This window comes from Candidatus Micrarchaeota archaeon (assembly GCA_028866575.1).
GTDB lineage: Archaea > Micrarchaeota > Micrarchaeia > Micrarchaeales > Micrarchaeaceae > UBA12276.
This window is the reverse complement of record JAGWHU010000014.1, coordinates 1-13,734: the sequence shown is the minus strand read 5'-3', so window position 1 is coordinate 13,734 and position 13,734 is coordinate 1. Positions and strand designations below refer to the sequence as shown.

Below are 13,734 nucleotides of genomic sequence, written 5' to 3'. Positions count from 1 at the left end.
GACACGTTTGGATTCCCTGAATCCAATTTCTGTAAATACTTTATACTTCGATTCTCTACTATTACTGGTCATAATGGTCTATGACCAACCGAACCAGAGACGTAAAACTCTTTGGTTCGGACTTAGATTAGAGGAATTCTACAGAGCCGCACAGGAAACCGATTTCCCTGAAATAGCATAGCATCTGGAGGGATTGGGTCAGGCCCTCCTTGCCCTTGACTTGAGCAACTGCTTCCTCCTGTATTTCTTGATCTTGCCCACGACCTTATGGACGCCCCTCTTCTTAAGCACCCATTTGTGGAAGAATGCGGATACGCTTATCACATTGGACACAGGGGTAAGGGATATTACAAGGTTGCGCAGATCCTTGGCGAATTCGACGTGCTCGTCGGATAGCCGCGTCCTCTTGCTGTCAATATTCATTTATCCACCTTAGTCCCGGGAAAGGTCGGTTACGCCGGGCGATTCAATATGCAGATGAAACGTATTTAAATGAATCCCAAAACACGCCTTAGCGGAAGTATAATGCATTATTATGCAGGATTCGGGTATCCTGATTCCTGCGCTGCGGCATTCGGCCCGGTGTAAGGCCCTTTGATAGTATAGGCGTGATCCCTGAGAACCCTCCTCCGCTCCTTGTAGTCGGGAATTACGCGCCCGATTATTTCCCAGAATTCCCTCGAGTGGTTGTGGATCTTGGTATGCGCGAGCTCATGCACTATCACGTAGTCAAGGCATTCCTCAGGCATGAACAGGAGCTTGAAGTTTATCAGTATCTTCGCACCATCGAACCTCCTTGACGTGGAGCATGAGCCCCATTTCGTAGACGCGTTCGTGAGCCTTACCGTGCTTATCGCGCTGCCGAAATACGCGGCATTGATGGCATTGAGCCGCTCCTCCACCTTTCCGGATATTTCCCTTGATATGAGGCGCCTCCCGATGCTTGCTATCGCTTTTTCCTTTTGGGATTGGTCCATCGACGCGGGGATTTTTATTATGACATCGCTCCCGACAATGCGGCCCCTCGCATTGCTTGCGTCAGATGATGATACCACGAACCTGAAATCCCTGCCGAGTATGCTCAAGGCCTCCCCATTGCTGAAGAGTATCTCTTCCTTTTTCCCCTGGTGCATGTACTTTTCGGGCTTTTTCAGCATGTCCCTCTGCAGCCTTTTGTACAGGTTGAGCGCAATCTCGTCTGCTTTGCCGCCCTTCAGGGAATGCGGCAGGCTTATGATTACGGAGCCGTTCCTCACCCTTGCATAGGCGTTCCTGTTCCTGGTCCTTATTACGTCCACGCCGAACTCAACGTTCCCTATCCTGACAGGCGGAAACCCGATATAATCTACTATAGAACCAACCCAATCGATCGTGATATTGATTCCGATGGAAAATATTTATGCGTTGCCGGTGGCAAGCGGCAGGAATAGTATCATTTCTCCTTCTGCCCGTCAGGCTTCCTCCTTGCGGCCGATGCATAATACGCAATCACAGCGACTATGATGACTATCACGACTACCGAGGTGGCCTCCACGTCCCTTGTTTCCGAAAGCGATGACTGCCCTATTGTTGTCGGCGCGGATATTACCGAGGTTGTAGGCAGGATGGTTGATGATATGGACGATGTAGTTGGCAGGTAGTTGCTCCTCTCGAACATCCCTATTACGGGATCCGGGGGCACATCCAGCCCTATGCTGCATCCTGTTGAATTAGAGGTGTATGCTATTTTGCTCCATGTGCCGTTGCTCTCGAGCTTGTACGGCACGACAGCGCCGGGGAGTATGCCGCACGGGTACCTGAAGCTGACAGATTCGGTGACGTTGGCTGAGGATGTTACGTTTATCCTAAGTATGAGCAGCGCGGTGTAATTTGCAGGCGCAGTCTCTACCGAGTTGGTGAGGTTTGTTATTACGATTATTGCGGATCCGCTTTTCGCAGATCTCAGGATTATTGAGGAGTTGGTGCCGCTTACGTTTATCACTGCGGATGAGACCCCTGAAAACGTGTATGTGCGGTTTAATATGGGCCTCGTATATGACGGCGCTGTGTAGAACAGTATGCCGACTGTGGAGGGCTTGGAGTAGTATGATGCATTCACCAGCTCCGCATAGAAGTCAATACCGGGTCGCGAGTATACCAGCACCGGGCTTCCGGCATGCAATGCGTATACCGAGCCGTTGAGCACCAATCCGGTGGAGCCAAGGGTTATGTAGCTTACGTACCCCCTGAAAGCCGAGCCGTTGAGCGTTACAATGAATGGGCTTATGGAAGTTATGTTTGACACGTAATAGCCGTTGCCCGACTGGGTTATGTTGATTGTGATGGATGAGTTGCCAGGCATGAATGCGGGGTTGTTTGCCCTTGCCAAGGGCCCCTTTGCAGGCATGTTGAGCAGTATGCTGATTACCAAAATAAGCAGAACCGCTGCCATTACTAGGTCGGCGTGCCTGTTCATCTTTGAGAGTTGGATGCGAACCTATTTAAATTTAGCTCCGGCAAGGGAAAAATCCAAGCGGCGTTACGCTTACCTGCCCTTCCTGCTCCCTATGTACAGCGCAATGGCAAGGCTCGCCATCGCTATCCCGAAGAGTATCAGCTCGAACTTTACCGTGCCTATCACGTTTACGAATACCACTATGAAGTCCACGAGCCCCATAGGCAATGCAACAGCAAGATACATCCTTTTCCTGTAGAATGCCGCAAGGAGCACGATGTAGCCCCAGGCGAAGTGGAGGATGAAGGATGATGCACGCTCAAGCGTGCCAAGGGCAATGATGACAAATGCCCTTGAAGCCGGCAGGAACAGCCCGGGCTGCGTCTGAAGCAGCCCGTTGTAGAGCGCGGCTGATGCCGGACCCCCGGAAGCTATGGTGGAATATATCACCAGTATGTTTAGCATGGATATGATACCGAGAAGCACGCCGTTCTCCCAGAATGCTAGGCCTATGCCGTACCCGCTGGCGTTCTTCATGGACATCTGCTTCTTTGATATGGCATATTTTGCGAACACGTACGCAAGGCCTATCTCCAGTATGACAGTCTGGAGCCCGAAGTACAGGCCCTCGTAGTAGAGGTTGCCGGTAGATGCCAAAAGAGGTATCGTGAAGTGCTGGAATACGGCCTTAACCGCTATCGCCAGGAAGTATGCTATGAAGGAATACAGGAAAACCCATTTTGTCAGGGTCCTCTTGTAATAGCAGTATATGACGAGCAGCAAGGAAGCTATTGTGATCACAAGCGGCTGCATGAGATACGCGAGATCTATGTTCACGGCCATTCAATCCCGTTGAATATGTGCTGGCAAGCTATTTATTGCGTTTGCCGTAATCAAAATCGAAGAAGTTGAGCATTCCCTTCAGCCTAATTGGCTTCCTGAATTTTCTGGCCTTCTCAAGCATGAAGCCGTACCTGGATTTGCGGTATTTCCCGTAATCGGCCAGGTGCCTGTCCGAATCCGACAGGAACCCCCTCCTGTCCTTGTACTCCTTTACCCCGTATATGCAAGCGGTGCCTATTGCTGCGCCATTGGCCAGAGATGAAGGGTCGATGCCTAGATTCCTGCATGCCTCGATGTCAGTCTTCTTTGATGCGTGGACTATGAACCTGCCCCTGAATTTCGTGTTCCAGCTCCTGAGCTCTATCGTCTTCCTGCCGGTTACCACAAGCTCGGCATAGGGCTGCATCAGGGAAAGGCATTTCATGTGCAATCATGCTCGTTATCATTACTGCTTCGCGAAGCTTACAAAGACGCTGTAGGTGTTGCTGCCGAAGACAAGGTCCGCGTTCCCATTTACTGGATAAGTGCCGTATCCTGGAATGCCACTAACGGAGTAGTAGTGTATGCCTACAGGCTCTGTGAAGTTTATGAACAGCGTGTTGGACGTCTGCGAAACCCCGTCCACGTTTATCGACCATTGGGTGCCAACAGGAAGGCCCAGCTGCTCAAATGAGATCGTCTGGTTGCTATATGCGCAGCCCTGCGTGCACGGCACGAACATACCGATCAGCAGCTTTGAGCCGCTTGTAGCGGATACGTTGACGTATCCCTGGTTCCTTACCTGGTAATCCACCATGTTGTATCCTGGCATCTCCTTTATGGTGTAGTAGTAGATGCCTGCAGGGACTGTGAGGTTTATGTATCCGGTAGTGTAGTTGAGATGGCCGAGGCTCGTATCGGAAACGCCAGATCCGGTATAAATGCCGTTGTCGCCAGTTACCTGCACATACCATTTCGTGCCCAATGGAAGATCGTATTCACGGAACCTTACTACCTGGTTGGCAGAGGTTGCGTTGGCAGGAATGGATGTCACATTGGGTATCTGGTTCAGCACGGGCTTTTGAACGTTTACGTAATGGCTTGTCGCGGTGTATGCGTATATGCCTGCAAGCAGAGCTGCGGTCAATCCTAGAAGATACATCGCAAGTATGTGGCGGCGCGTTATCATTATGCGGCCGCTGGCAATCCTTGCATAGACGAAGGCCACCATGGCAAGCGTAATCGCAACCATTATGCCTGCTATTACATACAGGTAGTTCGTGAATGCCCTCTGCGCCTTAGGCGGACCGAAAGCCCCGGCTATTACAGGCACCGCCTTGATTGTAGTTGTAGAGACTGACGTAGTCTGTGAGGGCTCGAACTGCATAAGTGAGACTGTCTGGTTCTTAGGCATGTAGAACCATAGGATGCATGCGGTGGAATTAACGTAGAATGGGTTTATTTTCACCCATGTAGAATTCTCCAGCTCGAATGGCGTTATTGATTTGGTATTGATTCCGCACGGGTAGTCGACGGTTACCGTCAAGGAATTTATCGTGCTAGAATCCACGTTTACGCCAAATGATGATATCTTTACAAAGTGTTTCGGGGGCATCGGAGTTGCAAGGGTCAGGTTCTCAATGCTCACCTCGTTTGCATCAGATACCGGAGTGACGTTTACAACCGTAAGGTTCTGCAGCGACACGCTTACATTTAGTTGGGTTACATTTGAAGGCGCCACGGTTCCCGAATAATTGTAATATAGGTAAACAGTTATCGTCTGCTTTATCGGTATGTAAGAGATGTTCAGCAGCCTTATGTAAGTTGTATAGTTGGATATCGAGGATATCCTGTAGAAGTTGCTGTCGTTGAGGACGTATGAGGAATTCCCGTTTATTGTAAGCCCTGCAGAAGTTGGCGTGATGTAATTCTCTATGATGCTTACCGTTTCGTTCCTCAGGGTAACTTTGACAGTGTCGAGCTGCCCCATGTTCGATATTATGTATCCGTTGGTGGTGCTGGATACGACGGGCTTTGACGAGCCGCCTCCGCCACCGCCGGAACCGCCTCCTCCAGATCCGCCGCTTGAAATCGTCGTGGTTGCTGCAGTGGTCGTTGATGTCGTTGCCGGGCTTGATTGCACGAATATGCCTATTATCGGGTCTTCCGTTATGCTGTACGATACCGAGCAGGCAGGCTGGTTCGCGTTGTACGGTATCGGTGTCCATGCCCCGTTGGAGAGCTGTGCGACGTATATGGAACTTGAGGGCACATTGCACGGATATGCAGTACTGAAGCTCGCGTAAAGCGGCGTGTTTGAGGTCTTTGTGTAGTTTATCATTAATGCCAGGAGTATGGCATTGTTCGGTAGTTGAGGTAATGCGCCGCTCAACACGTTGCCGGTTATGTTGGCTATAACGACATTGGCTGTTACCTGCGTATTAGACGTGATATTTATTATGGAATTCGCGGACCTGAGGTTTATGTTGATCGGCGAATTGCTGGAAACGATTCCGTTGACCGAAACGATCGAGTTTGATGTTGATATTGAGGGGATTGTGGTTGTGGGCACGCTGGTCGTTGACGGGCTTGTGGAGGATGCTGTGGTAGAAGTGGCAGTAGAGGATGTGGATGATGCGGTGGATGTCGTGGACTTTGATGTTGTAGGGGCTGTTGTCGTCTTTGTGGTAGAGATTGTTGTCGATTGTGTGGTTGTGGGGTTTGTCGATGTTGCCGTTGTAGTCCTCGTGGTAGAGATTGTTGTAGATGCTGTGGTCGATGGGGCCGTGGTCGTTGAAACGCTCGATGTGACGCTTATTGACGTCGTAGTGGGTATGGATGTGCTTATAGTGGTGCTGGAGCTTGTAGGTACGGTTGTAGAGGTTGTTGAGCTTGTCGAGGCGGTGCTTGATGCGGTTGATGCTGTCGTTGAAGCTGATGTCAGTGTGGTAGTTGGTACTGTAGTTCCGGCTGTGCTGGTAGATGCTGAAGTTGTGCCTGTTGTGGTGGTTGCTGCAGTGGTAGTTGACGATGCGGTTGATGTGGTGGCAATAAGCTGGAATTGCTTTTCCTTCACCCACCCGGTTATCCCGGGGAAGGATGTATTGTAGAACCAGAGCTTTGTGTAGTTGTCGAAATGCGGATTTGCTATTATCTGGCCTATTGCGCCTATCGGCTCAGAGCCTATGCTCGTTGCATTTGTTGGCGTCTTCCATACCGTTGTCGGGTACAGTACGAGCACGCTTTCCCCTATGCTGAACTTTGCTGCGGGTATGGTGGTTGTTGTTGCAGTGGAAGGCGTAGAAGTTGACGTGGTTGATTTAGTGGTCGAGGCTATGGTTGTCGAGGCCGTTGTGGTTGATGCTGTTGTGGATGCGGTGCTAGTGGACAGGGTGGTTGTCGAGGTACTGTAGCTTGCAAGTGCCTGCTCTATGACGCTGTAGTAAGAGGCGTTTGCGGTCTGAGCCTGCCAGAAGAACATGCCGTAGTTTGCCTGCCTGTCGGCCACAAGCTTGGGAAGCAGTATGGTGGGGTTCTCCGGATCGTCCTGGAAGTCATAACCCGCGGCCATCTTGTAGGGGTTCTGCAGCTGGTTTGCCCATGAGTTCATGTCCGTGATAGTCGGATTGAACATGAGATTGAAGTGCGTTGCATATGGCTCAAGCGCCGGCATGTTGAAATCGGAGGATTCCCAATCAGCTACCTGAACGTCTATCAGCGCATTCGGATTTTTTGCCCAGAGGGCTGCTGAGAGCTGCTGCACGAAAGTTGTGAACTGGGTCTTGTTGAACGTCCCCTCGAAATCCACGTGCAAACCGTCGTAACCCCTGTTCTGCACCTCCGTCACAAGGTTGTTTATGAATATGGCCCTCAGGGTGGAGTTGGCGAGTATGTTGTTTATTATTGTAGGGCTTACACCGTCTCCTCCGAACGCCAGGAACACCTTGACGTTGTGGGAATGCGCCGTTGCAATTATCGCGTTGTAGTCAAGCGGAGCTCCCCCTACGTCGTATGTTATGCTGCCGTTGGCATTGGGCCATACGTGGAATATGCTCAGTTCCGTTATGGCGTTCCATTGGAGCGCGGAATAGCCGTTGCTCTGCGTCCACGTCACGAGGTTGATCATGGACTCGTACGGCACGCTGGATGGTATTGTTTGCACTATTGGCTTGCGTATCGGAGCCTGGAAAACGAATATTGCGGCTATAAGCGCGAATTCAAACACCACCAGTATGGCAACTATCTCTAACAGCTCCCTTGCATTACGTTCTGGCAATGTGTTTGGCATAAAATCTTCTTCGCTCCTATGTTTACCCTAACGCACCAATAACACTAGAATTTAGGAATTTTGCTCTATATAAGCATTACCATATGCGTCGTTACTGCCATTATCATGGCCAAGATCAGCAACGGCACCGCTTCCTCTCTTGCAAGGCGCTTGGTGCGTTACGCGCCTTTTGCCTTGTGCTTGTAGCCCTTTCTCTTTACCCTTCGCTTATAGGCGTATTTCTTCATCTTCTTCCTGAGCTTCGTCGCATGTATTCCGCCTATCAGCGCCATTAGCCCTGCAATCACGAGTACGCTGGCTATTATGTCCCTCTTTGCCTGTGACAGGTAATTTGAGGCATTGGATGCGCGCTGAGCATTTACCGTTGGGCTTGGCTGTGTAGTTACGTTGGACTGCTTGGGCACCTGCTGCTGTTGGGGGGCTATGCTGTTCTGAGTTGATGTGCGCTGCATGAGGGCAAGCACCGGATCCTTTGCAGGTATCGTGAACTTAACCGCACACGAAGCGCTTGCGTTGCTGTATGAGAATGGGGTTATTGCTTTCCATGTCCCGTCCTTGAGCACGTACGGACTTACCCCTGCCAGGCCGCACTTGAAGTTCATGCTGATTGCCAATGTTGTGGAGTTCGTGAGGTTGCCCACGGACAGCAGTATAGCTGACAGAAGCGTGAAGTTAGCAGGAGGAGATACGCTTGGTATCGTGTTGCTTACGGATATTAGCTGCGTCGCGTTTTTCGGCTCTACGGTTATCTTGACAGGGTTGGTTGATATGTTTATGGCTATGCTGGTAGTGGCATTGGGGTGATTTACGCCCTTGCCGCTTTGCTGGCATACTGCAAAGCTCACGGTATGCTGTATTGGAAGGTATGAAACCCTCGTAAGGTTGAATTCAAGGCCATTTATCGTAGAAGGCCCGTTAAGGTTCAGCACGTAAGTGGACCCATCTACTATTATGCTCGTGTAGTTGCTGCCGATGAAGTTGTCGGTTGCCTTAACCTGCTTGCCGTCAAGCGTGAAGCTGAAGCTGTTGGGCACTGCGACGTTAGTTATAATGGCGCAGCCGTTTGAGTAGCTTACAACAGGCACTGAGGAGCCACCGCCGCCACCCGCTCCGCCGCCTGTGCTTCCGCCGCCTCCGCTGGGTATTGTGGTTGTCGCCGAGCTTGCCACAGCTATAGTTGCAGTTGCGTTATCCGTTTCACCGGACTGGTCCACAACCCTAAGATTTACAACGTATGTCCCTGCAGATGTGAAGGAAAATGCGTTGGGGCCAGTACTGGTCATGCTCCCTCCAGTTGGGCCTGTGAGTATCGAATAGCTGAATATATTGTTGCCGGTTCCGTCAACTGTGGTGTTCCTGAATCCGACAGGTTCGCCGACATTTACCGAGGTCTTGTTTGCGGTGAAGTTTGTTATGCTGAGGGTTCTGTTTACCGTGATGAATATTTTTTGTGAATATGATATTGCGTTGGTTGAATCGTTTACGCCATAGTAATAGTACGTGTTTGATGCAGGCGATACCGCAATCGAGGCTGCGCCTGAATTTTGTATTGGATGGTTGAGCATCGAATAATAGTCGCTAAAGTTCGTTACTATTACGTTTCCGCCCTTCTGCTGCGATGCTATGTAACTTACGACCTGCGTGAATTGGGTTTCGTTGTATGCAGATACGTTCCTTTCCGCCTCGTTGTTGCTGAATACCTGGTGGAATGTTATTATCAGAAGGCCCTTCTGCGCTATCGCATCGTTTATCTTGGATTCTATTGTGTTAACAGGGACAGTGTTGGTAATGTCAGTAGCCTTTACGGTATATGTAAGGTTGTAGGGCTCGCCACCGTAAAGGTTCGGCTGCCTTACAGAGTCCCCGCTTCCGTACTTTGCCAGCACGTATCCCGCATTCTTGACATCCTGTATTATGAGCGCGTTGTATGCCCCGTCAGGATAGGCGAAGAATCGCGCAGAGCGCGTGAAGCCGTTCTGCTTGAGCCACGCGGTGCTGTTGAATATTTCGAAGATTACGTTCTGGCCGATTGTATTGTTGAGGAGCCCTTGCGGGTCCCCTGAATGGTCCCATGTATGGCTTGCTATGTCCCACCCGCCGTTGTACAGGATATTAAGATCATTCACGGTCATGTAGTCCTCGCAGCCAGCCTCTGCGGTATTGCTTATCACGTTTCCTGTGCACGTCGGGCTGTTGCTGTTCAGAGGAGTGTTGTTGAGAAGCCCAGGAAGTATGAATGCGGTAGCCGTGAGGTTGTATGCCTTGAGTATTGGGTATGCCGTGCTTGAAACGTTCTTGTATCCGTCGTCAAAGTTTATCATTATCACGGCCTTGCCGAATATGCCGCCGTTGTAGTTGTACCTCAGGTTGTCGAAGTTGACTTGGAAGACCGGCGCGTTTATCGATGGGTATACCTGGAACATTATTGCATTTATCCCAGCCCAGCTTGCTGGTGCGTTGGATGGCACATTGTTTACGACATTAATGCAGTCGCTCTTGTTTATGACAAGAGGGTTCCATCCGTTCCTGAGCATGCCCCCGTCAAAGTAGCACTGGAACTGATTGTTAAGGTTTGTGGTCCTTGCAAAGTCCAGCTCTATTCCCGTGGTGCCGTTTTTAACAAGTACGGAGTTTGGTACCAGCACCCAGAAATAGAAATTGGTAGCGCTACTCAAGTCCGTAGGCTGTATGTACTTGATCATCTTGGCGTTGCCGTTTGTAGTAACCAGTGCAGCAGAGCCGTTTCCTTCGACATAGTTGCCCTGCGCATAGTCGGCATATTCCGTAGAGGATGGGCTAAAGCCGCTCCAGCCGCTTTCCATGCTATCCAGAAGTATGCCGTCCCTTGTAGAATTCCAATTGTTCCATGCTGCTGTGCTTGAAGTGCTATTGTACCACTGGTAACCGTAGGGCGGAGAGCCGCCGCTTGGCTGCGCAGCTATGTTCACCTTTTGGCCATCGCTTATCAATGTACTGTTTGCTATAGGCGCGTTTGCCACAAGGGTATTTACGCTTATGACGCTCCTGCTTGAGTTGAATACGAACGGGTTCGTTGTGCCAAGATCCGTTGCTATCGCATCAAACCTGAATAACCCTGACTTACCAACGGTAAAGGTTATCGAGTTAGAGCCTCCAGGAGACTGCACGATTAGATTGCTTCCCATCTGGTCATTTCCCGTCATGTTGTATAATGCTATGCTGAAAGGACCTACGCCTCCGCTTATCTTAAGGCTAAATGTTTCGCTTTGGCCGGTAGATGGCATAGCATAGGTTGGCGCTATCTTCAATGTTGGCGAATTGGAATTCGTATTGTTGGAATCTCCGTATACCGCTACGGACACAGGTATGGAATTGAAAGTATTCGAGCCGCTCGTTACGCCGACCCCGAATGTGTAGAATGTGGGACTAAAACCGCCTATGCCAAGATCGAGCGTGCACTCGGCGGCTTGGGCCGTTATTATGACATTTGCGCCATTGCAGATGCCGTTTGACCCGTAAACAAGATTTGTTTGTATGCCGTTTTCATTGAAAAAATAGAACGAATATTCATCAGGTTTAATCGAATTTGAAATTTTTGCCGTTAGCGTAATTGGTTGCCCCCCATCTGCAACTATGTTGCTTATAGTCAATACAGGAGGCAACGAAAACGCGTAAATACCTAAAGTATTTGATGAAGCTTTTGATGGACTCAAGAAACCTGTTGCAAAAACATGTCCTTCAGCAACAGATACACCAGAGTCCATACCATTTTGAAGTTTACTATGGAATAATTGGACTCCAGATGTTGAAATTGCGTATAAATCTCCATTTCCAATAGAAGTGAAGTGTGCATCTCCGAATAATATAGCACCAGGAATAACCGCAACAGATCCATCAGTAATTCCAGTAGTAGAAAAGTTCCAATCTTTGTTTCCAGTTGAGGTATTCAATGCTTGGATTATGCCACCGTATATTCCTGTTCCTGATTGGTAATAAAATGATGGAACGAATATTTCGGGATTATTTGTGCCGGTAGTTCCTGCAATTCCTATTATTCCACCATCAGAGAAATTTTGAGATTCTGAAGTTCCGATGTTCGTGAATTTTTCCAGAAGAACGCCATTTTCCCTGTTGAATACATAATAATTGCTGTCTTTTCCCCCGATGCCTACCGCGTTGTAAGTAATGCTGGTTATGCTGTTCGTGAATGAGAACAGGTTGGGCGTCGATCCGAAGTCCGCGTCGGCGCACGCGCTAAGTCCAAGTGTGCAGGTTTGGTTGTACCATACGATTTGCCCGCTGGTTGCATCCAATGATACGATTGAATAGCTGTAGAGCGAATTTTCCAGCGTGGTTGTCGCGTTTATTGAATTTACGGTATTAGGCGCAAATGAGCTGGTATATTCTTCTATTACAATTCCGTTGAGGGAAGGGTTTGCTCCATGGTTATTAGGGCTGTCCAACGATACTTGCGTTATGTTGTAGAAATTCCCGGTCGTGGTTGTAAGCGTCTGCAATGCAGCGTTTGACGTTACAGTAAATGTCTGTGTTTCAATGCTTCCAGGTGCGGCAAGTGCAACGTTAGAGGTTGAATATGTGCCTACAGAATTTCCAGTTACAGAGACTATGAGAGAATTTTGGCTTGAAATCCAGGAAAATGACCCTGAAAGATTAAGAATCAATTCATTTGCTGCTGCTATGTCGTTGGCCGGATTTGATGCTTTTGTTGCTGGCGATGAATACGCATTTCCGGTTCCGAAGTATATTTCATTGAGCACAGGATCAACGACTACAGAGCTCCATACTGCGGCACCGCCGTCTGGTCCTGCAACAGATGTATTCCATGCTTCGACTCCTGTTCTGGCATTAAGGGCGAAAATTGCCCCTTTCCATGTGCTTTGCGACTCGTCTCCTGAGGAAGCTACACCGACGTAAACCAAACCCTTGTATATTATAGGGGATGACCATATTGCATTCATTTTGGTCTGAAGCGTGTTTGCCCAGTAAGTTTCGCCTGTCGCGGCATTCAATGCAATAACAGTAGTCTTGTTCCCATTCTTAGCTACATTTATCCCTACTGCCCCAGAATCCGCAGCACTGCCAGGACCATACGTCACGTAAAGCGTTCCGTTGTACAGTTCAGGAGTGGATGATATTGCTGCACCTATGTATTTGCGCCAGTTGACTTTGCCTGTAACTACGTTTGCGGACCATATAAAGCCGCCCCAGTCATCAAAATATACGTTGCCGTTCTGGACAAGCGGCGTAGAAGTTATGGAATTATGTGTTGTGATGTTCCATGCAGGGACAAGACTACCGACATTCATGCTGTTTATCGTGGAATTGGCCTGGTATCTTGTATTGTTGTTGTCAAATGTCAATGATGTCCATTCGCCGCCTGTGACAGGCTGTGCCTTCGGCACTATCAATAGCAATACAAAGATTATGCTAATTGCACTAAGTATGAACAAATTACGATGCTGCATCTTACCCCCGCTAACCTCATTTTGCATATAAACTTGAGTTTTTGCCAAAAAACAAAGATTATACAGAATATTTTCTTGTTGAGGAGATATATATTCTTTCCTATGCCTTGCAGAGGTATTAAAAGGGCTTGTTTATAAGGATCGGTTTGAATAGGATATCATTGACTGCAAGGACCAAAAGGTTCTCCATGACAATATTTACCACTTTTATGATATATTTTGATGAAAAGCTTATAAGCTTATCTAAATAGATTATCCAGGGGTGTATCGCATTTGGTACAGAAATTGCTGTTGCTTGCGCTTGCCTTCTCCTTATGCGTAGCTTTTGCAGTATCCCAGCAGGTAAGAGGTGGGGACTGGACATCTCTTATATTGAACAACAACAATACGAGGTATCAAGCCAACTCGACGATAAACTCCTCAAATATAGCAAACATAACCCAGGCATGGGTAATAAACACCAATTCCTTCATAACATCTACGCCCATGGTCCTTAACGGGAACGTTTATTTCACGGACTGGAACGGGAACGTATACTCTGCAGGCATGGCTAACGGCACTGTCAACTGGAAGGCAAGCCTTGACAGCAGCAGCGAGGGCATTTCCTCAACGGTATTGCTGGAAGGGGGCATGGTCTACGTAGCATATGGGCCGTTAGGGCCTGAAAGTGTTGCGGCGCTGTACCAGTCAAACGGCACGACAGCGTGGGTTACTGCCCTTAATAC

At 49.0% G+C, this 13,734-nt stretch carries 9 protein-coding genes; 2 read left to right on the top strand and 7 right to left on the bottom strand.

The window, feature by feature from the left end; all coding sequences use genetic code 11:
- On the top strand, positions 1-181 hold a 181-nt coding region (locus KGI06_05715; GenBank protein ID MDE1871706.1), incomplete at its 5' end, for a hypothetical protein.
- 17 nt (positions 182-198) lie between these two features.
- On the opposite strand, the gene KGI06_05710 is transcribed toward KGI06_05715, so the two are convergent.
- From KGI06_05710 to KGI06_05680, 7 genes are all read right to left on the bottom strand, one after another.
- Positions 199-423 (bottom strand): hypothetical protein, encoded by a 225-nt coding sequence (locus KGI06_05710; protein ID MDE1871705.1) that lies wholly within the window; start codon positions 421-423, stop codon positions 199-201.
- A 110-nt stretch (positions 424-533) separates the two neighbouring features.
- A complete protein-coding gene (locus KGI06_05705) occupies positions 534-1,298 on the bottom strand; it encodes a M48 family metallopeptidase (protein ID MDE1871704.1) in 765 nt (254 codons plus the stop codon).
- Between the two features lie 134 nt (positions 1,299-1,432).
- On the bottom strand, positions 1,433-2,410 hold the full coding sequence (locus tag KGI06_05700) for a hypothetical protein (GenBank protein ID MDE1871703.1): 978 nt from the start codon (positions 2,408-2,410) through the stop codon (positions 1,433-1,435).
- Between the two features lie 114 nt (positions 2,411-2,524).
- Positions 2,525-3,277 (bottom strand): YhfC family intramembrane metalloprotease, encoded by a 753-nt coding sequence (locus tag KGI06_05695; protein MDE1871702.1) that lies wholly within the window; start codon positions 3,275-3,277, stop codon positions 2,525-2,527.
- A gap of 28 nt (positions 3,278-3,305) precedes the next feature.
- Positions 3,306-3,701 carry an ASCH domain-containing protein gene (locus KGI06_05690; protein MDE1871701.1) on the bottom strand — a complete coding sequence of 132 codons (396 nt, stop codon included), beginning with the start codon at positions 3,699-3,701 and terminating at the stop codon, positions 3,306-3,308.
- 21 nt (positions 3,702-3,722) lie between these two features.
- Positions 3,723-7,544 (bottom strand): hypothetical protein, encoded by a 3,822-nt coding sequence (locus KGI06_05685; GenBank protein ID MDE1871700.1) that lies wholly within the window; start codon positions 7,542-7,544, stop codon positions 3,723-3,725.
- 158 nt (positions 7,545-7,702) lie between these two features.
- Positions 7,703-13,009, bottom strand: coding sequence for a polysaccharide deacetylase family protein (locus tag KGI06_05680; protein MDE1871699.1), 5,307 nt, complete (start codon positions 13,007-13,009; stop codon positions 7,703-7,705).
- A 273-nt stretch (positions 13,010-13,282) separates the two neighbouring features.
- On the opposite strand from KGI06_05680, the gene KGI06_05675 reads away from it, so the two are divergent.
- The coding region (locus KGI06_05675; GenBank protein ID MDE1871698.1) for a PQQ-binding-like beta-propeller repeat protein at positions 13,283-13,734 on the top strand (452 nt) is incomplete at its 3' end.

Bases quoted from the DNA above. Each gene is read 5' to 3' on its own strand.
- KGI06_05680 (MDE1871699.1), bottom strand. From the start codon at position 13,009: ATGCAGCATCGTAATTTGTTCATACTTAGTGCAATTAGCATAATCTTT.
- KGI06_05695 (MDE1871702.1), bottom strand. From the start codon at position 3,277: ATGGCCGTGAACATAGATCTCGCGTATCTCATGCAGCCGCTTGTGATC.
- KGI06_05690 (MDE1871701.1), bottom strand. From the start codon at position 3,701: ATGAAATGCCTTTCCCTGATGCAGCCCTATGCCGAGCTTGTGGTAACC.
- KGI06_05685 (MDE1871700.1), bottom strand. From the start codon at position 7,544: ATGCCAAACACATTGCCAGAACGTAATGCAAGGGAGCTGTTAGAGATA.
- KGI06_05710 (MDE1871705.1), bottom strand. From the start codon at position 423: ATGAATATTGACAGCAAGAGGACGCGGCTATCCGACGAGCACGTCGAA.